This is a genomic window from Bradyrhizobium sp. SZCCT0153 (assembly GCF_018129995.1).
Classification (GTDB): Bacteria; Pseudomonadota; Alphaproteobacteria; order Rhizobiales; family Xanthobacteraceae; genus Bradyrhizobium; species Bradyrhizobium japonicum_G.
This window is the reverse complement of sequence record NZ_JAFCKS010000008.1, coordinates 155,359-175,569: the sequence shown is the minus strand read 5'-3', so window position 1 is coordinate 175,569 and position 20,211 is coordinate 155,359. Positions and strand designations below refer to the sequence as shown.

The 20,211-nt window shown below is 64.2% G+C and carries 17 protein-coding genes; 5 read left to right on the top strand and 12 right to left on the bottom strand.

Translation table 11 applies throughout. The features are described from left to right. Positions 1-30 precede the first annotated feature (30 nt). From JQ572_RS28975 to JQ572_RS28940, 8 genes are all read right to left on the bottom strand, one after another. The gene (locus JQ572_RS28975; protein ID WP_211386239.1) at positions 31-1,344 is read right to left on the bottom strand and encodes a hypothetical protein; all 1,314 of its coding nucleotides are present in this window, start codon (positions 1,342-1,344) and stop codon (positions 31-33) included. A gap of 11 nt (positions 1,345-1,355) precedes the next feature. Next, entirely contained in the window at positions 1,356-3,056 is a 1,701-nt protein-coding gene (locus JQ572_RS28970) for a S8 family peptidase (protein WP_211386238.1), read from the bottom strand. Between the two features lie 242 nt (positions 3,057-3,298). Continuing rightward, entirely contained in the window at positions 3,299-3,673 is a 375-nt protein-coding gene (locus tag JQ572_RS28965; RefSeq protein WP_211386237.1) for a hypothetical protein, read from the bottom strand. Positions 3,674-3,993: 320 nt separating this feature from the next. After that, a complete protein-coding gene (locus JQ572_RS28960; protein WP_211386236.1) occupies positions 3,994-4,701 on the bottom strand; it encodes an AprI/Inh family metalloprotease inhibitor in 708 nt (235 codons plus the stop codon). Next, the gene (locus JQ572_RS28955; protein WP_211386235.1) at positions 4,701-5,690 is read right to left on the bottom strand and encodes a 2-hydroxyacid dehydrogenase; all 990 of its coding nucleotides are present in this window, start codon (positions 5,688-5,690) and stop codon (positions 4,701-4,703) included. The genes JQ572_RS28960 and JQ572_RS28955 overlap by 1 nt, the downstream gene beginning before the upstream one ends. Continuing rightward, the gene (locus JQ572_RS28950; RefSeq protein ID WP_211386234.1) at positions 5,690-6,508 is read right to left on the bottom strand and encodes an ABC transporter permease; all 819 of its coding nucleotides are present in this window, start codon (positions 6,506-6,508) and stop codon (positions 5,690-5,692) included. The genes JQ572_RS28955 and JQ572_RS28950 overlap by 1 nt, the downstream gene beginning before the upstream one ends. Further along, complete coding sequence (locus tag JQ572_RS28945; protein WP_211386233.1) at positions 6,505-7,320, bottom strand: ABC transporter ATP-binding protein; 816 nt, start codon at positions 7,318-7,320, stop codon at positions 6,505-6,507. The genes JQ572_RS28950 and JQ572_RS28945 overlap by 4 nt, the downstream gene beginning before the upstream one ends. Positions 7,321-7,330: 10 nt before the next feature. Beyond that, complete coding sequence (locus JQ572_RS28940; RefSeq protein WP_211386232.1) at positions 7,331-8,353, bottom strand: ABC transporter substrate-binding protein; 1,023 nt, start codon at positions 8,351-8,353, stop codon at positions 7,331-7,333. Between the two features lie 155 nt (positions 8,354-8,508). Between JQ572_RS28940 and JQ572_RS28935 the strand changes: the two genes are divergently transcribed. The 3 genes from JQ572_RS28935 to JQ572_RS28925 all read left to right on the top strand — a co-directional run bounded on the left by JQ572_RS28935 (position 8,509) and on the right by JQ572_RS28925 (position 12,082). Beyond that, the gene (locus JQ572_RS28935) at positions 8,509-9,315 is read left to right on the top strand and encodes a creatininase family protein (protein WP_211386231.1); all 807 of its coding nucleotides are present in this window, start codon (positions 8,509-8,511) and stop codon (positions 9,313-9,315) included. A gap of 139 nt (positions 9,316-9,454) precedes the next feature. Next, positions 9,455-9,718 carry a hypothetical protein gene (locus JQ572_RS28930; protein WP_211386230.1) on the top strand — a complete coding sequence of 88 codons (264 nt, stop codon included), beginning with the start codon at positions 9,455-9,457 and terminating at the stop codon, positions 9,716-9,718. A 399-nt stretch (positions 9,719-10,117) separates the two neighbouring features. Beyond that, on the top strand, positions 10,118-12,082 hold the full coding sequence (locus tag JQ572_RS28925; RefSeq protein ID WP_211386229.1) for a carbohydrate porin: 1,965 nt from the start codon (positions 10,118-10,120) through the stop codon (positions 12,080-12,082). 9 nt (positions 12,083-12,091) lie between these two features. Here the strand turns inward: JQ572_RS28925 and JQ572_RS28920 are convergent, their stop codons facing one another. Beyond that, positions 12,092-14,167, bottom strand: coding sequence for a methyl-accepting chemotaxis protein (locus JQ572_RS28920; RefSeq protein ID WP_211386228.1), 2,076 nt, complete (start codon positions 14,165-14,167; stop codon positions 12,092-12,094). A gap of 242 nt (positions 14,168-14,409) precedes the next feature. On the opposite strand from JQ572_RS28920, the gene JQ572_RS28915 reads away from it, so the two are divergent. Then, the gene (locus JQ572_RS28915) at positions 14,410-15,705 is read left to right on the top strand and encodes a hemolysin family protein (RefSeq protein WP_211386227.1); all 1,296 of its coding nucleotides are present in this window, start codon (positions 14,410-14,412) and stop codon (positions 15,703-15,705) included. A 181-nt stretch (positions 15,706-15,886) separates the two neighbouring features. Here the strand turns inward: JQ572_RS28915 and JQ572_RS28910 are convergent, their stop codons facing one another. From JQ572_RS28910 to JQ572_RS28900, 3 genes are all read right to left on the bottom strand, one after another. Then, a complete protein-coding gene (locus JQ572_RS28910; protein ID WP_211386226.1) occupies positions 15,887-16,126 on the bottom strand; it encodes a PilZ domain-containing protein in 240 nt (79 codons plus the stop codon). 102 nt (positions 16,127-16,228) lie between these two features. Further along, the gene (locus tag JQ572_RS28905; RefSeq protein ID WP_211386225.1) at positions 16,229-17,941 is read right to left on the bottom strand and encodes an FMN-binding glutamate synthase family protein; all 1,713 of its coding nucleotides are present in this window, start codon (positions 17,939-17,941) and stop codon (positions 16,229-16,231) included. A 224-nt stretch (positions 17,942-18,165) separates the two neighbouring features. Continuing rightward, positions 18,166-18,939, bottom strand: coding sequence for a ferredoxin--NADP reductase (locus JQ572_RS28900; protein ID WP_211386224.1), 774 nt, complete (start codon positions 18,937-18,939; stop codon positions 18,166-18,168). Between the two features lie 386 nt (positions 18,940-19,325). Between JQ572_RS28900 and JQ572_RS28895 the strand changes: the two genes are divergently transcribed. After that, entirely contained in the window at positions 19,326-20,129 is an 804-nt protein-coding gene (locus tag JQ572_RS28895) for an ATP-grasp domain-containing protein (protein ID WP_211386223.1), read from the top strand. The last annotated feature ends 82 nt before the right edge of the window (positions 20,130-20,211 follow it).

The window sequence follows — 20,211 nt, the reverse complement described above, 5'->3', positions numbered from 1 at the left end:
CGCAAAATGCGATGGCTCGTCACGCCAAGGTCATGCCTGGATGACACTGGCCAGAAGTTGCCCGACGACCGCATTTGTGACGTTGTTGTGAGCGTCAGTTTGGTTGGTCTTGAGGATATATGCGTCGGCCAGGAACGTGTTGACCTTGCCTCGCTTGGGCGCGAACACTTGGGTGATGTTGTCGGGCTCGCTTGCGCCCGGCTCGAGTTTCTGGGGCCCGTTTGCACCCATCGCGCCGAACTCGTCGCTCGCATCTCCGACGCCTTGGGTGGTGTCACGCGAAAAACGCGATGCGATCGCATAAGCGAGCGTACACGCAAGGTCGTTGTGGGTGTGCGTGATCGCGATTGGCCCGGTCGGCTTGCCGACCACGTTCGGAAACGCTCCCGCGACCTGATGAGACATGGCATTGTGGGAATAGGCGCCCTGCAGGATCGTGAGCGAAAACAGCTCCAGATTCGGCACCGCAGCCCAGCGATTGGCGGCCGCCGTGACCAATCGCCCACCAAAGCTGTGGCCGACCAGATGCACCCTGATCGGATGCGAAGGCGTGAGCTTTCCAAGAACCTTGTCGATCAGGCTGACACCGATGACGCCGGCACGCTTTTTCATCTCGTAGTAGGTGAGCTGGTTGAGGAAGCGGCCGACAGCAGCGCGCGCGCCGGTGAAAAAGCCATGCACGGCACTGCTGAGACCCATGGCACCGCCGACCTTCGGCGCGAGCTTCAGCACGGGTGGCGTGGTAAGGCTGCCGAGCAGAAACTGTGCCTCGGTACGATCGGCGGCGGCGCGCGCTATACGGGTGGCATCGCCCCGAAGTTCCTTGTCGGGCGAGTGTGCATCTACCCCGGCCGCTGCTGCGGCTTGCTTGGCAAGATCGTGCGAGGCGTCGGGGTTCAAGTGCTGGGCAGCGGTGCGCGCGGCGGCGATGGTCTGCGCCGCGGACGGCCCCATGAAACGGGCGAAGTCCGCCAATAACGCGTCGAACTCCTGCTGAGGCAGGTCTGAAGCCGAAGTGCCTCCGGAAGCGGAAAGCGTGCCTGGCGTGCCGACATCCGTGATCGCAGCGGCATCGAAGTCGGTCTGAAACGCCTTGGCGGGCCACAGCACGCCGGCGACGACGATCTTGTCCGCGCGGCCAGCCGGCAGATTGCCGGCGGCGTTCGCCCAGAGGGTCCCGTACAGCTTCGTCGCATCGTTCTTGTCGTTCTTCCAGCCGTGGGACATCACCACCAGGTCCTCGATTCCCGGCTTGCCGAGCAATGCCGTGAGCTGCGCTGCGATGCCCGCGTCGATTGCACCATTCTCGTCAAACTCCAGCCAAATCGACGGAACATTGCTCATGGGCGTCCTCCCTAGACGGATTGCAAAGCGCGCAGCAGATCGAGCAGGCCGGCCCCCTGGAATTCGGGCCGGCGCTTTATATTGGTCGCAGCCGCGACGAAGATGTCCTTCACCTGTTCGGGCTGCCCGAGGAACTCGTTGCGGACCGACAGAAAGGCCGCGATCGCGCCCGAAACGTGGGGGGCGGCCATGCTGGTCCCGGAATCCTCTCGAAACAATGCCTCGTTCGCGGCAGCGCCTTTCATCAAAGCGCAGGAGACGATGCGCTCGCCCGGCGCGACCAGATCGGGCTTCATCCGGCCGTCCGAGGTCGGGCCCTTGGCCGAGAAGAACGAAACACCGAACGTGTGGGGCATGTCGCGATGGGTCGATCCCACCGTGATCGCAAGGCTCGCATTGCCGGGATCCGCGATCGTCCCCATGTGCGCCGCGCGCTCGGCCGCCCCGTAATAGCCGCTGACGACACCGTATCCACCATTGCCGGCCGCGACGACCACGCAGACCCCCGAGTGCACAAGGCGGTCGACCTCGACGCAAAGAGGGCTCTGCCCGGCCGCAAACCATTCGGGATCGAACGGATAGCCGAGGCTGAGATTCACGCCGTGAATCTTCAGGCTCCGTCCGTTGTCGTTGCAGCGCTGAATATAGCCGAGCGCGGCCAGCAGGTTGCTGAGATCGCCCGACTCACCATCGGCAAGCACTTTCAGACTGACGAGCTTGCAGTCGCGCGCCAATCCCGCGATCGGCTTCTTATGCTCGACATTGACCTTGCTGACATTCCCCTTGCTGTCCCGGACCTCCGTCCTGATGCTTATTGTCGCGATTGCCGTCTCGATCCCGGGCAGGTTGTCCTGCTTGCGGCATGTCAGCCCGGCGATGATGCCGGCGACATGTGTGCCATGCCCGTCCTGATCGGTCAGAGCTGCGGCCTGGGACGCATCGGGATCATTCGGATGCGGCTCCGTAAAATCCTTGTGCAGGAGCCCATCCGGAAGCTTGGTGGTTTCGAGCGACTGGAAGTGCGGATGAGTTGCGTCGATGCCGGTATCGGCGACCGCCCAGACAATCCCCTTTCCGCCTGCTTGAAAGGTATTGAACGCCGCGTCGCACTTGATCGTTCGCACCGACTCATAGACGCAACGCTTGATCTCGTGATCTCGCCAGATCTTGTAGATCAGCGCGATCGGCTTCTCAGCCGCTGCCGACGATTGGGAACTGCTCACATCCGCCGGCTTGCAATCCGAGAGAGTGCCGATCGTCTTGCTGGTCAGCCTTGCGAAAACGTAATTATCCGTCCACATCGACTTCTCGATGTCGATATCGTCGGACGGATCGAACATGGCCATCAGCGACGGATCGAAGCGGGATGCGGCGGGCCCGAACGCGGGAAGAAGCTTCATCTGGACCGCCGGGTCCGCCAGCCCGCGCGCCTTGCTGTAGGCCCACAGCAAGACAAGCCGTGCGCCGCCGATTCCCCCCGGAAAACTCCGGTTGAATTCGATGATCACCTTGAACGTAGGCTCCGCGGCAGCGGCTCTTGCTGCGGTCTTCCTCTTCGGGCCGCCATCCATGACGGCGAGCAGATCGGGCGCGATCGAGGTCTTGGTCAGGACTCGCCTGACATCGCCCGCATTAGCCTTTGTCTCGCCAGCCCTTGTGTCGCTAGCACTCGTGTCGCTAGCCTTTTCGCTCGCCGGCTTCTTGCGCACCATACGGAAACTACTCCCGCATCCAGACACGTGCTCGCATCACATGCGGAGCGCGCGCTTTTTGAAATTCATCAGGCTTCCGGCGCTTCGGCGACCGAAAGCAAAAACCGCTTATGTCAATTCGGATGTCGCGACGCTCAATATCCCGTCGTGATACACGCTACAATTGCACGGACGCCAAGTCGTTTCAATCCTGTTTTCGGGAACCAACGCTGTCGCTGCAAGGATGTGAATGCCGTGCTCCATCACGTGTAGATCCAGCGCTGCACGGCTTCGGCGGTGTCGGCGGGCGTGGTGTTGAAGCAGATCGCCGCATTCGGCGCCAGGCGATGGACGAGGTTGAGCACCTTCTCGAATAGCAGCAGGCGCTCCCTCGGCTCACGCAGACCCGCGCCGATCAGGATGCAGCCGAAGCTCTCGTCGCGCAGCGCCGCCGTGACTCCGGCTTCCGCCGTGGCGTCGAGATCGATCAGGCAACTCGTGACCTCGTAGCCGAGATCGCGCAGGCGCAGCAATTGCGCATCGATGTAGGTGCGCACTAGCTCGGGCGTGACTTGCGGGAACGCGCTGTAGTCCGCATTGCCCGGTTCGATGCCGATCGCGAGGACGCGCCTGCTCATGCAAAACTCCTTGCCGGACTTCCCGCATCGCTAACGGAAGGAGCCTTCCTCCCGGTTCCCTCGCGCGCGGTCGCCCTGCGGTCCCGATCCTGCCCTGATTTTCCTGCCGACGCTGTAACCCACTTCACATGTGCCGAGCCGACGACGTAACCTGCGGCCATCCTTCGAGACGCCCGCCTCCGGCGGGGCCCTCAGGATGAGGTCGCGTTTCGCGGCGAGATATCAGACCCTCATGGTGAGGAGCCCGCCAAAGCGCGCGTCTCCGGACGATGCTCTGCATTGCCGGGCGAACCGTAGCAGGCCGAGCACGCTCGCGGCGCCTACTGACGCAGCATGATCAGGGGATCGGCGGTGTCGGGGACGCGCCGCCACTGCGCGTTGTCGTCGGCCTCGAACTGCCAGACATCGCCGGACTTCGACAGCAGGATGATCTGGCCGCGTTCGAGCCGCCATTGCGTCGGATTGAACTGTGCGATGGCCGCATCGCATTTCGGCTTGAGGAAGACCTGGAAATTGTCCTGGCCGGCTTCCGTGTTGGTCAGCGTCAGCCCGCACACCGGCTGGCCGTTGCCGCGCACCATCGCCCAGTCCCCGATCATCTGGTCCATCGACTTGGCCATCGACCGTGCGGCGGCAAGATCCTGCAGGATGTAGACGCCCTCGCCCTGGCGCAGGCCTTCGAAGATGCCGGCCTCGACCTCGGTGAAGTCGATCACGGCTTCACCGGTTGCATCCTGCAAACGGACGATGTCGAGACCCCTGACGCTCCAGGCGACGATGTCCTTGGTGAAAGGCAGCGTGGCCTTGCAGGCTGGCTCCAGTTCGAGCTTGAAGCCTTGTGCGGCGGCGTCAGCCTTGAGCGTGACGACACAGGTCTTGCTGCGCTCGGTGGTCGAGAGCTCCCACTGCCCGGGCATCTCCTTCTTCAGGGTCGTCGTATCCTGCGCCAATGCAGGGCTCGTCCGAGCAAGGCTGATCGCGGCAATACATGCCGCGATGGCCAGTGCGACGACCCGAAGAACTCTCATCAGCGTCCCTTGAACGGCGTTTCCGCCACCGGCGTCAACGGCGCCTTGCCGCCGAACCAGGCCTTGAGGTTGTCGACCACGAGCTGGTCCATCGCGTTGCGCGTCACCACCGAGGCCGAGCCGATATGCGGCAGCAGCACGACGTTCTGCATGGACTTGAGCTCGTCCGGCACGGTCGGCTCGGCCGCGAACACGTCGAGACCGGCGGCGAGAATGGTGCCGGACTTCAGTGCCTGGACCAGCGCCGCCTCGTCGACCACAGAGCCGCGCGCCACGTTGACCAGCACGCCGCGCGGGCCGAGCGCCTTGAGCACCTCGGCGTTGATCATCTTTTCGGTCGCGGCGCCGCCGGGCACGATCACCATCAGCGTGTCCACCGCCTTCGCCATCTCGATCAAATCGGGGTAGTGCTTGTAGGAGACGTCCTTCGACGGATTGCGGGAGTGATAGACCACCGGCACCAGCGAGGCATCGAGCCGGCGCGCGATGGCCTGGCCGATCCGGCCCATGCCGACGATGCCGACCTTGCGGTCGCGCAGCGAGCCGACGCTGAGCGGATAGTTCTGGGTCTGCCAGAGGCCTGAACGCACGTAACGGTCGGCCTTGATGAACTCACGCACGGTGGAGATCAGAAGGCCCATCGCAACGTCGGCGACCTCCTCGGTCAGCACGTCGGGCGTGTTGGTGACGATGATGCTGTGCTCGGCCGCGTATTTGGCGTCGATGTGGTCGTAGCCGACACCGAAGCTCGCCACCATCTCGATCTTCGGCAATTGCGACAGCGAATCCTTGTCGGCGCGCACCGTGTGATAGGTCACTGCCACGCCGCGGATCTTTTCGCGGATCGCCGGCGTCAGCCGCTCGAGGTCACCGCGCGTCTCGGCCTTGTGCACGACGAAATGATCGGAAAACCCGTTCTCGAGGATCGGCCGCACCGGCCCATAGATCAAAAGGTCGATCTTTTCGGACGAAATCGAACCGGTGGTCATCAGTTTTCCTTTCCAAGCGCGCTCTCATGCCAGCACCGTAAAACGAGGTGGGAAACTAGCGCCAGCACCCCATAGATGACAATCCCGGCCAGCGATAACAGCAGCAGCGCCGCGAACATGCGGGGTATGTTCAATCGATAGCCGGATTCGGCGATCCTGTAGGCGAGCCCGGAGCCCGCGCCGGCCGTTCCCGCCGCGATCTCGGCCACGACCGCGCCGATCAGCGACAGGCCGCCGGCAATGCGCAGGCCGCCGAGAATGTAGGGCAGCGCCGCCGGCAGCTTGAGAAAGCGCAGGGTCTGCTGTGGCGAGGCGCCATAGAGCTGGAACAGGCCGGCGAGATTGCGGTCGACCGAATTGAGCCCGAGCGTGGTGTTGGACAGCACCGGGAAGAAGGCGACGATGAAGGCGCAGACGACGACCGCGGTCTGCTGCTCCAGATAAATCAGGAGCAGCGGCGCGATCGCGATCACCGGTGTCACCTGGAGAACAACGGCATAGGGGAATAGCGAATATTCCACCCATTTCGACTGGTTGAACAGCAGCGCCAGCGCGACGCCGCCGATGCTGGCAGCGACGAAACCCTCAAGCGTGGTCAGGAGCGTGGCGCCGAGCGATTGTGACAACACCGCCCAGTCCTTGATCAGCGTCAGGAAGATGATCGAGGGCGCCGGCAGCACGTAAGGCGGGATCTCCTTGATGCGGACCACGAGTTCCCAGGCAAGAAGCCCCGCCGCGAACACCATGACGGGGAGCACGAAGCGGATCGCGCGTCGTGCGCCGGGCGGTTTCGGGGTGACGGTCGCTTGCGCGTTCATAGCACCAGTTGCCCCGAATAGGACGGCGCCAGCGCGGCCGACACCCGCCGGCAATAGTCGGAATAGGCGGCCGAGGTGCGAAATTCCTCGCCGCGCGGCTCGACCGTCTCGATGCGGATGTCGGCCTGGATGCGGCCGGGCCGCGCCGTCATGACCACCACGCGCTGCGACAGGTAGACGGATTCGAACACCGAATGGGTCACGAAGATGACGGTCTTGCCAAGGCTGCGCCACAGCGCGAGCAAATCGTTGTTGAGGCGGAAGCGCGTGATCTCGTCGAGCGCGGCGAACGGCTCATCCATCAGCAGGATGTCGGGATCGGTGACGAGCGCGCGCGCCAGCGACACCCGCATCTTCATCCCGCCGGAGAGTTCGCGCGGAAACGCGTCGGCGAAATCGGCAAGCCCGACGCTGGCGAGCGCCACATCGGCACGCGCGCGCGCGTCCGCCTTCGCCACGCCTGCGAGCCTCAGCGGCAATCGCACGTTCTCGCGTACGCTGGTCCAGGGCATCAGGGTCGGTTCCTGAAACACGAAGCCGATGCCGTGGCCCGGCTGCGGTACGCCCTCGTGACGCCCCAGCCTCACGATTCCCGACGACGGCGCGCTGAGCTCCGCGATCAGCCGCAGCGCGGTCGACTTGCCGCAACCGGACGGACCCAGCAGCGAGATGAACTCGCCCTTGCGCACGGCAAGATCGAGCGGGCCGAGCGCCATGATGCCGTTGTCATAGGTCTTGGTCACGCCGCGCAGGCTGACGGCCAGGGCCGTCAGGCCGGTCTCGACCCCCGTCGAAGTCTTGGCTGACGACATCGACCTTGCGCTACGGCTTGCCGGGGCGCAGTTCGGCGCCGACGCCTTTGTTGACGAAGCGCAGCGTATAGGATTTGCGGAAATCGAGGTCCGCCTTCACCACGCCCGCCTTCACCATCTTGTTGAAGAAGGAGGTGTAGCGCTCGTCGCTCATGGCGCCGATGCCGTCCTTCAAGCTGTCGCCGGAATCGACGATGCCGTATTGCTTCATCTTGGCGACGGAATAGGCGAGCAGTTCGTCGGTCATCTCCGGATTGAGCTTCTTGATCATGGCGTTGCCGGCGGAATTGTCGCGGTAGATGTAATTGTACCAGCCGACCATGGAGGCATCGACGAAGCGCTGCACCAGGTCCGGCTTCTTCTCGACCACGTCGCGGCGGGTCTCGATCAGGGTCGAATAGGTGTTGAAGCCGTAATCGGCGAGCAGCAGAACGTTGGGCTTGAAGCCGGCAGCCTTCTCGACCGCGAAGGGCTCGGAGGTGACGTAGCCCTGCATCGCGCTCTTCGGATTGGCAATGAAAGGCTGCGGATTGAAATTATACGGACGGACGTTCTTCTCGCTGAAGCCGTATTCGGACTTCAGCCACTGGAAATAGCTGGTCATGCCTTCCTTGGAGACGAACAGCGTCAGCGGCTTGAGATCCTCGATCTTGGCGACCTTGGCGTCGGGCTGCGTCAGCATCACCTGCGGATCCTTCTGGAAGACCGCGGCGATGGTGACGACCGGGACGTTGTTGGCAACCGCGTCGAACGACATCAGCGTGTTCGCGGCCATGAAGAAATCGATCTTCCCGGCGATCAGCAGCATCCGGTTGTTCTCGTTCGGCCCGCCGGGAACGATGGTGACGTCGAGGCCGTATTTCTTGTAGGTGCCGTCGGCGACCGCCTGGAAGAAGCCGCCATGCTCGGCCTCGGCGACCCAGTTGGTGCCGAAGCTGACCTTGTCCAGGGTCTCGGCGCGCGCCGCGACGATCGAAACCAAAGCGGCCATCAAGCCCGCTGTTAACGCTCGCCGCAGATGAGAGGGGCTCATGATGGGACTCCGTCGATCGTGGCTGGTCGATGTCGAACCAACGCGATAAAACCGCAAGAAGACGCGAGCCGGCCGGGCCCGCGTCCCCTGATACCCCAAATTACGTGACAAATTCGGGCAAAGAAACCTCCAAGAAAAATTCCAAGGAAAACTTGATGATGCCGTCCCGCGACTGGACCGAGATCCACTGGGCCGATACCGGCCCAGCGGACGCGTCACGCTGGATCGCGGTGCTGCCGCTGGCGGCGACCGAGCAGCACGGCCCGCATCTGCCGCTCGCAACCGACGTGCTGATCGCGGACGCCTATCTGGCGCGCGTGCGCGAGCTTTTGCCCGCGGACATTCCGGCGACGTTCCTCCCCGTTGAAACGGTCGGGATTTCCACCGAGCATCTCGATTATCCGGGCACGCAGACGCTGCCGACTGACATTGCGCTGAAGAGATGGACGGGGATCGGCGAGGACGTCGCCGGGCGCGGCGTGAAGAAGCTCGTCATCATCACCAGCCATGGCGGCAACAGCGCGGCCATGATGCTGGTCGCGCAGGATCTGCGCGCGCATCACAAACTCTTTGTGGTGACGACGTCGTGGTCGCGGCTGTCGGGAGCTGACACATTGTTCCCGGCTGATGAAGTGCGCCACGGCATCCACGGCGGCGCGGTCGAGACCTCGATCATGCTGGCACGCTATCCCGATCAGGTGCGCATGGATGCGATCGCGGATTTTCCCGCGAGCAGCATCGCGATGGAGCAGCAATATCGCTGGCTGTCGACGCAGCGGCCGGCGCCGTTCGCCTGGCAGGCGCAGGACCTCAACCCAAGCGGCGCGGTCGGCAATGCGACGCTGGCCGTGGCCGCGAAGGGCGAGCAGCTGATCGACCAGGGCGCCCGCGCCTTTTGCGAGCTGCTGGCCGAGGTCGATAACTTCGACGTGAACAGGCTCGCCAAGGGACCCCTCGGCTAGCTCCCATCCTCCTGGAATCGTTCGGGAAAGAGCCGGATTCCACCCCCGCTTTTGCCGGCTTCGAACCGGACGCGGGGAGCCTCCGTCCAACTGGGCACGCGGGCCACAACGGACCGCCTCAACCCGGATGGAGTTTCCAATGTCGATCAAGACCAAGATTTTCGCTGTTGCCCTCGCCGCGCTCACCCTGACCGGCAGCGTCGTGGCCACCACCTCGCAGGCGCAAGCCAAGCCGCTCGGCTGGGGTGTCGGTGTCGGCCTGGGCATTGCTACCGCCGCCGTCGTCGGCTCCGCGATCGCCGCCAGCAACGACCCCTATTACTACGGCTATCACCGCTGCGGCTGGGTCGCCCAGTACAACGCCTTCGGCCAGTACATCGGCCGCGTTCGCAGCTGCTACTGATTTGAGTACCTGAGGCCGATCTCAAGTGGATCCGCGTCCGACACGGGCGCCTCATCCACCCCGTGTCGTGCCCCCGACCCCGCCCGGATGTCCCCCCGGGCGGGGTCATCCGTTTTGGGGCCCGGGAAATTGTTGCAGTCCCGTCACACCGAGGTGCGAACCATCACCTGCGGCAATCCGCACTAGTTGCTATTGCGAATTAATCGCAATAAGGTTCGCAACAAGCTCAGGGGCTTGGAAGAAGTCGGGTCGGATCGAGGTCATCTCGCTCGATCCCGGCAGCAACCGAGGCCTGATGACAGGGCCGCCGCGAATCGGCAGGGATACATCGCGGCGGGTGGGACACATTCGCTTTTGGGGGCGTGCGTTTTGACGTTGAGAAATCACCGACACCGGTACTTGCGGACGGCCGCGGCAATTGCCTCGGGCGTGCTGGCTCTTCCCGCCACCGGCCGTGCGGCCGACCTGCCGCTGAAGGCACCGGCCTTGAAGGCGGTCTACGATTGGACCGGCCTCTATATCGGCGCGCATTTCGGTGCCACCCGCGGCACGTCCTCGGCGACACTGACCGATCCCACGCTCGCGACCGACAATCACGTGTTCACCGGCGCGACCGGCGGCGTGCAGGCGGGCTATAACTGGCGCCTCAACTCAGGGCTCCTGCTCGGCGTCGAAGGCGACATCTCGTTTCCGAACTATCTGCCGTCCAACCACGTCGTGTCATCGGCGGCGACCGTGCTGTCGAGCACGGAGGAGCGCTGGGACTATGTCGCAAGCCTGCGCGCCCGGCTCGGCTACACCAGCGGCAACTGGCTGTTTTACGCAACCGGCGGCGCGGCCTTCACCGGCGAGCGTTTTCTTTCGACACCGACCGGCGGCAATGAAGAGAAGGTACTGCACACGCGGTTCGGCTGGACTGCCGGCGGCGGAGTCGAATATGCCTTCGCGCCGCACTGGAGCGCGCGGCTCGAATATCTCTACAGCAAGTTCGACAACGCCAACATCACCTTCCCCTCCGGCGCGCAGTATTCGTCGTCGATGGATTTCCAGAGCCTGCGCATCGGCCTCAATCGCAAGATCGATTGGCCGGGCGTGCCGACCTACAACCCGAAGTCGGATGTGACGGACACCGAGTCTAGCCGCTGGGAGATTCACGGCCAGTCGACCGTGCTGGGGCAGGGCTACCCCGCGTTCCACGCGCCCTATACCGGACCGAACAGCCTGCTCCCCTCCCCGGATTTCCAGCAGACATGGAGCAATTCGCTGTATCTGAATGCGCGGCTGTGGGACGGCGGCGAGGTCTATTTCAATCCCGAGCTGCTGCAGGGTTTCGGCTTCAACAACACGACGGGCGCCGCCGGCTTTCCCAACGGCGAAGCGCAAAAATCCGGCTTTCCCTATCCGCACTTCAACGCCTCTCGCCTGTTCGTGCGCCAGACCTTCGGCTTCGGCGGCGAGCAGGAAGAGCTTGCCAGCGGCCAGCTTCAGCTCGCGAGCAAGGTTGACGTGTCGCGCCTGACCTTGCAGGTCGGCAAATTCTCCGTGGTCGACGTATTCGACGGCAATTCCTACGCGCACGACCCGCGCAAGGATTTCATGAACTGGTCGATCTGGGCGTCCGGCGCCTTCGACTATGCCGCCGACAAGCTCGGCCTCGGCTATGGCGCCACGGCCGAATTGAACCAGAAGCAATGGGCGCTGCGCGCCGGCTACTTCCTGATGGACGCCCAGTCCAACTCGAGCAATTTCGACATGAACATCGGCCGCCGCGGCGAATATGTGATGGAGCTGGAGACGCGCTATTCGCTGTTCGGCCTGCCCGGCAAGCTGCGCACGCTCGGCTTCGTCAACAGCGCCTATTCCGGCAGCTATCGCGAGACGCTGGACAATCCCCTGCTCAACCTCGACATCAGCCAGACCCGCCGCGGCCGCCTCAAATACGGCTACGCGCTCAACCTCGAACAGGCGATGACCGACGACATCGGCGTGTTCGGCCGCTGGAGCTGGAACGACGGCCGCAACGAGATCATGGCGTTCACGGACATCGACCGCAGCCTGTCCGGCGGCGTCTCGGTGAAGGGAGCGAAATGGGGCCGGCCCGACGACGTCGTCGCCATTGCCGGCGCCATCAACGGCCTCTCGCAGGACCATCGCGACTTCATCGCCGCCGGCGGTCTCGGTCCGCTGATCGGCGACGGCCAGCTCAACTACCGCCGCGAACGCGTGCTGGAGACCTATTACGCCTACGCACTGAACAAGGCGCTGACCTTCACCGCCGACTACCAGCTCATCGTCAATCCCGCCTACAACGCGGATCGTGGCCCGGTGTCGGTGTTCTCAGGCCGCCTCCACGGCGAGTTCTGATCGCGCCCCTTACGCGGCCCGGATCGCGTCGAGAAACTTCCCGACCTCGACCTTGAGGCGGCTGCTCTCGCCAGACAGCGACTTGGCTGACGCAAGCACGTTCGAGGATGCCGATCCGGTCTGGCTCGCGCCGCGCTGCACGTCGACGATGCTGGCGGAGACCTGCTGGGTGCCGCGCGCCGCCTGCTGCACGTTGCGGGAAATCTCCCGCGTCGCCGCGCCCTGCTCCTCGACCGCCGAGGCGATCGCAGACGCGATCTCGGACATGCGGGTGATGGTGTCGCCGATCGCCTTGATCGCGCCGACCGAATCCTCGGTCGCCGTCTGGATTCCCGCGATCTGCTGGCTGATCTCGCCGGTGGCCTTGGCGGTCTGCTCGGCCAGCGCCTTGACCTCGGAGGCGACGACGGCGAAGCCGCGCCCGGCCTCGCCGGCGCGCGCCGCCTCGATGGTGGCGTTCAGCGCCAGAAGATTGGTCTGGCCCGCAATCTGGCTGATGAGCTCGACGACGTCCCCGATCCGGCCGGCGGCCTTGGCGAGCTCGCTGACATGCTCGTTCGTTCGCCCCGCCTGCTGCACCGCTTCGCCGGCGACGCGCGCGGAGTCCTGGACCTGCCGGCTGATCTCGTCGACCGAGGACGCCATTTCCTCCGCGGCAGCGGCAACGGTCTGCACGTTGGTGGAGGCCTGCTCGGACGCGGCGGCGACGGTCGCGGTGACCTTTTCCGATCGATCGGCCGTGCTCGTCAGCGTTCCCGCTGAGGCCTCCAGCTCCGAAGATGCCGACGCGACGGTGTTGATGACGTCCCCGATCATGGCTTCGAAGTCGCGCGCGATCTGGTCCATGCGCTGGCTGCGACGGAGCTTCGCCTCGGCTTCGGCCGCAGCCGCCTCGTCGGCGGCCTTCTTGGCGGAGAGCGAATCCTTGAAGTGCCGGAGCGAGCCCGCCACCTGGCCGATCTCGTCATTGCGGCCCGTCGCGGGGATCTCGACCTCGTGCCGTCCGGCGGCGAGCGTTCCGATCACGTCAGCGAGCCGGCTCAGCGGCGTCACCACGCGGCTGCGCAGCATCATGGTCACCCCACCGAGCGTCCCGAGCAGCGCCAGCACCGCCACGCCCGCAAGCGCGAGCATGGCCAGCGCACCATCGCGCGCGGCCGCGGCGCGCTCGGCAGCTTCGGCCAGCGCGGCGTCGCGCACGGCGTAGAACATCTGGATGGCCGGCACGATGACCTTCGCCAGCTCCTCGGCGTTGATGCCGTACTTGCCGTCGCCACGGGCCGCGGGCATCTCCTTGTCCACGGCAGCAGCCGCTTTGCCGAAATAGGAGTCCGTCGCCGCCTTCAGCGCGGTGGCGATGCGAGGCGGGCTTCCGAGTTGGTCGATGCCGGCCTCGATGCGCTCGCGGTCGGCCTCGACACGCCCCTGCATACGATCCATCAGCGAGAATTCGGCCGCCGTGATCGGGCGGCGTGCGCTCAGCGCCGGCGACAGCGTCGCGGCGCGGCTGCCGGCCGAGACGCGCAGATCCTGCGCCGTTCGCGCCAGGCTCAACAGCGCCGCAAGCGAGGAATCGGCATTGATGACCTTCGCTTCGAGCCTGTTCATGATCGGCTCGATATCGCCGATGACCTCGGCAACGCCCGGAAGGAAGCCCTTGATCACAGCCCCGTCGCGCGACGCCAGCGGAACGCTCATCGCGCGATCTGCCGCGGTGTAGATATCCTTGAGCCGCCGCGCGGCACGGTCCAGGTTCTCGATCATCGCTCCGGCGTCGTCCAGCACCATGATGGCGCGCCGTGCCCCCTCGAATGCGGCATCGGCCGCCTTCGAGGCCTTCGCGGCGGCTTCGATCTGGGCCTGTGTCGCAGGGTTCTCCTGGAAGATCGGGGAGATGTAGGGGGCACGAAGGCCGGCGACCTGCTGGCTGACCATCAGGGTCGCACCAAAAGCATCGACCGTCTTGATCGCGTCGGAGCGGTTCGTGAAGATGCGCGCTTGGGGTATCAGCACCTCGGCGCCGAGGATGACTGCAAATACCGTCACCGTCAGCATCGACAGCGCAAAGAGCTTCCCGATCCGCATCCTGATCCCCGAATACATTCCTGCAAATGTCGAGAACCTAGCGGGTGGCCACTAAGAGCCCGTTAAGCACGGCATGCTCGTAGTTCCGCGGGGGTCGGCGTCGAGTGCCTTCCGGAACAGTTGGGGCCCGAGGTTCCCTCGGAGCAAAGGATGCGACAGGATCACCGGCATTTCGTCCCCGGAATAACTATATCAAGGCCTGCGCCGCCATCTGCGCCACACTCCCTTACCTCGGAACGTCAATGCTCTCGGTCGAACTCGTCATCGTCGTCGTCCTGATCGTCATCAACGGCCTTTTGTCCATGTCCGAGCTGGCCGTGGTCTCGTCGCGCCCGGCCCGGCTGTCGCTGCTCGCGGCCAAGGGCGTGCGCGGCGCCGAGCGCGCGCTGACGCTGGCGGCCGATCCCGGAAAATTCCTCTCGACGGTGCAGATCGGGATCACGCTGGTCGGCGTGCTCTCGGGCGCGTTCTCCGGCGCGACGCTCGGACAACGGCTGACTCAATCCCTGGTCGAGCTTGGCCTGTCCGCAGGGATCGCCGACATCGTCGGCGTCGGCATCGTCGTCACGCTCATCACCTACGCGACGTTGATCGTCGGCGAGCTGGTGCCGAAGCAGGTGGCGCTGCGCGACCCCGAGAGCGTCGCGGTCATGGTCGCCCCCGCGATGCACGTTCTGGCGCGGATCTCGCTGCCACTGGTTTTCCTGCTCGATCTCTCCGGCAAGCTGATCCTCTCGCTGCTCGGCCGCGGTGGCAAGGCCGAGGAGAAGGTGTCCGAGGACGAGATCCATCATCTCGTCAACGAGGCCGAAAACGCAGGCGTGCTCGAATCAGGCGAAAAGGAGATGATCGCCGGCGTGATGCGGCTCGGCGACCGTCCGGTCGGCGCGATCATGACGCCGCGCACGGAGGTCAACGAGATCGACTTGAACGATACGCCGGAGGCCATTCACGAGATCATCGTGAAGAGCCCGCATTCGCGCTTTCCGGTCTCCGACGGCGATCGCGACAAGCCGATCGGCGTGCTCCAGGCCAAGGACCTGCTGATCGCTTATATGAACGAACGCACGCCCGACCTGCGCGCGCTCGTGCGCGAGGCGCCCGGCATTCCGGCGTCGGCGGATGCCCGCGACGTGCTGGCCATCCTGAAAGCCGCGCCGGTTCACGTCGGTCTCGTCTACGACGAATACGGCGGCTTCGAAGGCATGGTGACCACTGCCGACATCCTCGAGTCGATCGTCGGCGCGTTCCATTCCGAAGAGGGACCGCCGGAGCCGGCCTATGTCAGGCGTGCCGATGATTCACTTCTGATCTCCGGCTGGATGCCGGTCGACGAATTCGGCGAGCTGCTCGGCGTCGAGCTGCCGCCGCACCGCTACAACACGGTGGCGGGGCTGGTGCTGCAGCAGTTCAACGTGCTGCCCAATGTCGGCGATGCGTTCGACTTCGCCGGCTGGCACATCGAGGTCATCGATCTCGACGGGCGAAGGATCGACAAGATTTTGGCGAGCAGGCGGGGCGAGCAGGCGGCGGCGTGAGCTGGTCTCGTCGACCCGGCGAAGGCCGGACCCATAACCATACAATTGAGTTTGGCGAAGACTGAGAGTTACGCGGTGCTGCTGCCTGCGCATTGGCGATAAGTCACGCGGTATGCGCCCCGGCCTTCGCCGGGACGACCGCGGGAGCAAGGGTCACGAGCTCGCGTCGGACGCAGAGCCCCTATCCAAACCTCACCCCGATCCGCTTTTCCTTGCGCCAGACCACGGTGCAGGACAGATGGGTTCCGCCGGCCTGGACGACCAGGGTGAAATGGTCGGGGATGCCAACGGGGCTGGTGACGTCGAGCGCGGCGCCTGTATCGGAGAGGTTGCGGATGGTGCAGTCGATCGCGCCGCCGCCGAACTCGATCGTTCCGGCCTTCAGCACGCGATGCCTTGCCTTGTCGCGCCGCTCGTCCATGGGGGACAATCTACACCCAAAGTTGAACCAAGCGTTAAACGCAGCCCTGGTCGCGACGCATTCTCGCGTCAGGTGCTGCGGCCTTGCAAGGTGGACCGGCGCCTACAGCGCCGGCTGGAACGTCTCCGCCCGCGCCATCCGCCAGGCGTCGCGGAAGCGCGGGTCCTCGGTACCTTCGAGCAGTTCGCCCGGACGCAGCGCCGGGTAGAGCTGCGCGAAGGACTTCACGTCGGTCGTCGAGGTGCGCTGGCTGAAATGGATCGGGCGCAGCTGCTGGGGGTGCTCGAGGCCGGCCGCGGCGATCAGTTCGGTCAGCGAGTGCAGCGTCGCATGGTGATAATTGTGCACGCGGTCGATCTTGAGCGGCACATAGAGCGCGCGCGCGCGGGTCGGATCCTGGGTCGCGACCCCGGTCGGGCAGCGGTCGGTGTGGCAGCTCAGCGACTGGATGCAGCCGAGCGAGAACATGAAGCCGCGCGCCGAATTGCACCAGTCGGCGCCGATCGCCATCGCCCGCGCCATGTCGAAGGCGGTGGCGATCTTGCCGGACGCGCCGATCTTGATGCGGTCGCGGGCGTTGATGCCGATCAGCGCGTTGTGGACGAAATTGACGCCCTCGCGCATCGGCATGCCCAGATGATCCATGAACTCCAGCGGCGCCGCGCCGGTGCCGCCCTCGTTGCCGTCGACGACGATGAAGTCGGGATAGATGCCGGTCTCGATCATCGCCTTGCAGATCGCCAGGAATTCCCAGGGATGGCCGATGCACAGCTTGAAGCCTGCCGGCTTGCCGCCGGAGAGGCGGCGCATCTCGGCGATGAACTGCATCATGCCAACAGGTGTCGAGAAGGCACGGTGCGAGGCCGGCGAGATGCAGTCCTCGCCCATCGAGACTCCGCGGATCTTGGAAATCTCCTCCGAAACCTTCGCCGCCGGCAGCACGCCGCCATGGCCGGGTTTGGCGCCCTGGCTGATCTTCAGCTCGACCATCTTGATCTGGTCGTGGTTTGCGACGCGCGCGAACGCCTCCGGATCGAAGCTGCCGTCGAGATGGCGGCAGCCGAAATAACCCGAGCCGATCTCCCAGATGATGTCGCCGCCCATCTCTGCGTGATAGGGGCTGAAGCCGCCCTCGCCGGTATCGTGTGCGAAGCCGCCCTTCCTGGCGCCGGCATTCAGCGCGCGCACCGCGTTCGGGCTGAGCGCGCCGAAGCTCATCGCGGAGATATTGAAAACCGAGGCCGAATACGGCTTCGTGCACTCCGATCCGCCGATGGTGACGCGGAATTTCTCCTCGGCATGCATCTTCGGCGAGACCGAATGATGCATCCATTCATAGCCGTCGCGGTAGACGTCCTCCTGGGTACCGAACGGGCGCTTGTCGAGTTGCATCTTGGCGCGCTGATAGACCAGCGCGCGGATGTCGCGCGAGAACGGCATGCCGTCCTTCTCGCTCTCGAAGAAATACTGCCGCATCTCCGGACGAATCTCTTCGAGCAGGAAGCGGATATGTGCCGAGATCGGATAGTTGCGCAGAACGGCATGGCCCTTCTGCATGAGATCGCGGACGCCGAGCAGCGTCAGCGCGCCGAAGATCAGGGTAGGGATCAGCAGGATGTCGAAGATCTTGCGGTCGGCGATGCCGATGCCGATCAGCAGCGCGGTGACGACCGCGCAGATGGTCAGCACGATGAAACGCGGGGAGAATGGCAGCAGCAGGGTTTCCATGATCCCCTCTTCCGCCAGCGGCAGCCGTTTGGGCGCTGCGGCTATCGGAGATTCCTGCGTCTTGTTGTCGTCGGCCACGATTCCCATCCTCTCGCCAGCATGAGGCGGCACGATACGCCCGCGCCTGTCATACGGATATGACGCGGCCCTTGTTTCAGGCTAGCGAATTCGGCCAAGACAAATCAATCAGCCCGATGGGCGGGCTGCTGCGGTGCAATATGAAATGGTTGAGGATGACGTGGCATTAACCGGTCAGGGCGCTTTACCCACAGCCGTCGTCCTGGCGAAAACCGGGACGACACCGAGAGGGCCTACCGCTCGACGAACGCCTTCTCGATCACGAAATGGCCGGGCTTGTTGCCGCTTCCCTCGACGAAGTCGCGGCCCTCGAACATCACCTTCAGCTCTTCCAGCATCGCCGGGCTGCCGCACATCATGATGCGGTCGGTTGCGATGTCGAGCGGGCCCTGTCCGATGTCGTTGAATATCTGCTCGGAGTTGATCAGGTCGGTGATGCGGCCGCGATTCCTGAACGGCTCGCGGGTCACGGTCGGGTAATAGACGAGCTTGTCCGCAAGCAGCTCCCCGAACAGCTCGTCCTCGCGCAAGGAAGCGACGAGCTTCTCGCCATAGGCGAGCTCGGAGACCTGGCGGCAGCCGTGCACCAGCACGATGGACTCGAACTGGTCGTAGACTTCGGGGTCCTTGATCAGGCTGGCGAACGGCGCGAGGCCCGTGCCGGTCGAGAGCAGCATCAGCCGCTTGCCGGGAATGAGGTTGTCGGTGATCAGCGTGCCGGTCGCCTTGCGGCCGACCAGGATGGTGTCGCCTTCCTTGATCCTCTGCAGACGCGAGGTCAGCGGACCGTCCTGAACCTTGATCGAGAAGAACTCGAGCTCTTCCTCGTGATTGGCGCTCGCCATGCTGTAAGCGCGCAGCAGCGGACGGCCGTCGATCTCGAGGCCGATCATCGCGAACTGGCCGTTCTGGAAGCGGAAGCCGGTATCGCGCGTGGCGCGGAAGCTGAACAGCGTGTCGGTCCAGTGCTGGACGGAAAGAACCTTCTCTCGGTAAAACGCGCTCATGATTTTCGATATTCCGAATAATTGCGGTTTTAGGGCAAAAGCGTTGCCCGGCCCCTGAAACGGGGCGGACACCATTGCCATGGCGGAGGATTTCGCCTGTGTGATCTACGCCATTGAGACCAATAATCAACCTCGTTCCGGATGCAATTGATGCCGGTCAAACCGGCATTTGCGGCGGAAATGGTCACATCATTAATGGATCTGCTGTCTGGCGCATGCGGAGGGCAATTTCTTTTCCCGCCGGGGCTCGAATACAGCACTTAATTTCCGTGGCGCTCGCGAGAATTTCATCAAGAATAGCTCTGATTTCCACCCCGGTTTGGCGCCGTTTCCCGCATTTTTGCGGCTTTTAGCGCCAGAGCATCTGGAACTGGCGACAAAGACACATGGCGAGCGGAGATCGGATCTTCGTCCAGGCGATCAGGCGCTATTGCGCGAACCACGGCATCAGGCTCGATGTCCGCGCCGATGGCTGGCTGCTCGCGATGCGCCGGGGCGAAACGCGCCATTTCGCCTTCGGCTATGACATCGGCCTCAACAGCGCCATCGCGCACCGCCTCGCCAACGACAAATCGGCCACCGCCGAGGTGCTGGCGCTCGAGGGCGTGCCCTGCATTCCGCATCTCCTCTTCCTGAATCCGAAGCTGGGCCGGAATGTTGTTGGTGCCGCCTGGCGAGAGGCAATGCTGGTGCTGCTTCACGACAATCCGAAAGGCGTGGTCGTCAAGCCGAACGAGGGGACGTCGGGACGATCCGTCTTCAAGTTGACGACGGAGGTGGAGCTCGACCACGCGGTCGGCGAGGTCTTTTCGATGAACGCAGGGCTCGTGATCTCGCCCTATGTCGCGATCGAGAGCGAGGTCCGTGTGGTGCTGCTCGATGATGAGCCCCTCGTCGTCTACAGCAAGCAGCGTGGCTCGGATTGGCGGCACAATCTCGATGCCGGCGCAAAGCCGGTACTCATGGAGGACGGCGAGGTTCACACGGCCTGCGTCAAGCTCGCGGTCGATGCCGCGCGCGCCATCGGCATTGCCTTCGCGTCGATCGACGTGGTGCGCGTGGATGGCGCCTGGCAGGTGCTGGAAATCAACTCCGGCGTGATGATGGAAGCGCTGGCGAAGCTGCATCCGGAGCTGGTTCAGAAGACGTACGATGCGGCGCTGGATCGGGTGTTTGGCGAAGCACGTTGATTGAATTCTTGCCGCGAAATACGCGCCACCTTCTCCCACAAGGGGCCTGTTGCGCTATTGGCTTTTGGAGCTGAAGACGGCA

Excerpts from the sequence above, each read along its gene's own strand:
- JQ572_RS28900 (WP_211386224.1), bottom strand. The coding sequence starts at position 18,939 with ATGAGCGCGTTTTACCGAGAGAAGGTTCTTTCCGTCCAGCACTGGACC.
- JQ572_RS28960 (WP_211386236.1), bottom strand. The coding sequence starts at position 4,701 with ATGAGAGTTCTTCGGGTCGTCGCACTGGCCATCGCGGCATGTATTGCC.
- JQ572_RS28970 (WP_211386238.1), bottom strand. The coding sequence starts at position 3,056 with ATGGTGCGCAAGAAGCCGGCGAGCGAAAAGGCTAGCGACACGAGTGCT.
- JQ572_RS28955 (WP_211386235.1), bottom strand. The coding sequence starts at position 5,690 with ATGACCACCGGTTCGATTTCGTCCGAAAAGATCGACCTTTTGATCTAT.
- JQ572_RS28905 (WP_211386225.1), bottom strand. The coding sequence starts at position 17,941 with ATGGGAATCGTGGCCGACGACAACAAGACGCAGGAATCTCCGATAGCC.
- JQ572_RS28975 (WP_211386239.1), bottom strand. The coding sequence starts at position 1,344 with ATGAGCAATGTTCCGTCGATTTGGCTGGAGTTTGACGAGAATGGTGCA.
- JQ572_RS28965 (WP_211386237.1), bottom strand. The coding sequence starts at position 3,673 with ATGAGCAGGCGCGTCCTCGCGATCGGCATCGAACCGGGCAATGCGGAC.
- JQ572_RS28910 (WP_211386226.1), bottom strand. The coding sequence starts at position 16,126 with ATGGACGAGCGGCGCGACAAGGCAAGGCATCGCGTGCTGAAGGCCGGA.
- JQ572_RS28950 (WP_211386234.1), bottom strand. The coding sequence starts at position 6,508 with ATGAACGCGCAAGCGACCGTCACCCCGAAACCGCCCGGCGCACGACGC.
- JQ572_RS28930 (WP_211386230.1), top strand. The coding sequence starts at position 9,455 with ATGTCGATCAAGACCAAGATTTTCGCTGTTGCCCTCGCCGCGCTCACC.
- JQ572_RS28895 (WP_211386223.1), top strand. The coding sequence starts at position 19,326 with ATGGCGAGCGGAGATCGGATCTTCGTCCAGGCGATCAGGCGCTATTGC.
- JQ572_RS28935 (WP_211386231.1), top strand. The coding sequence starts at position 8,509 with ATGATGCCGTCCCGCGACTGGACCGAGATCCACTGGGCCGATACCGGC.
- JQ572_RS28920 (WP_211386228.1), bottom strand. The coding sequence starts at position 14,167 with ATGCGGATCGGGAAGCTCTTTGCGCTGTCGATGCTGACGGTGACGGTA.
- JQ572_RS28945 (WP_211386233.1), bottom strand. The coding sequence starts at position 7,320 with ATGTCGTCAGCCAAGACTTCGACGGGGGTCGAGACCGGCCTGACGGCC.
- JQ572_RS28915 (WP_211386227.1), top strand. The coding sequence starts at position 14,410 with ATGCTCTCGGTCGAACTCGTCATCGTCGTCGTCCTGATCGTCATCAAC.
- JQ572_RS28940 (WP_211386232.1), bottom strand. The coding sequence starts at position 8,353 with ATGAGCCCCTCTCATCTGCGGCGAGCGTTAACAGCGGGCTTGATGGCC.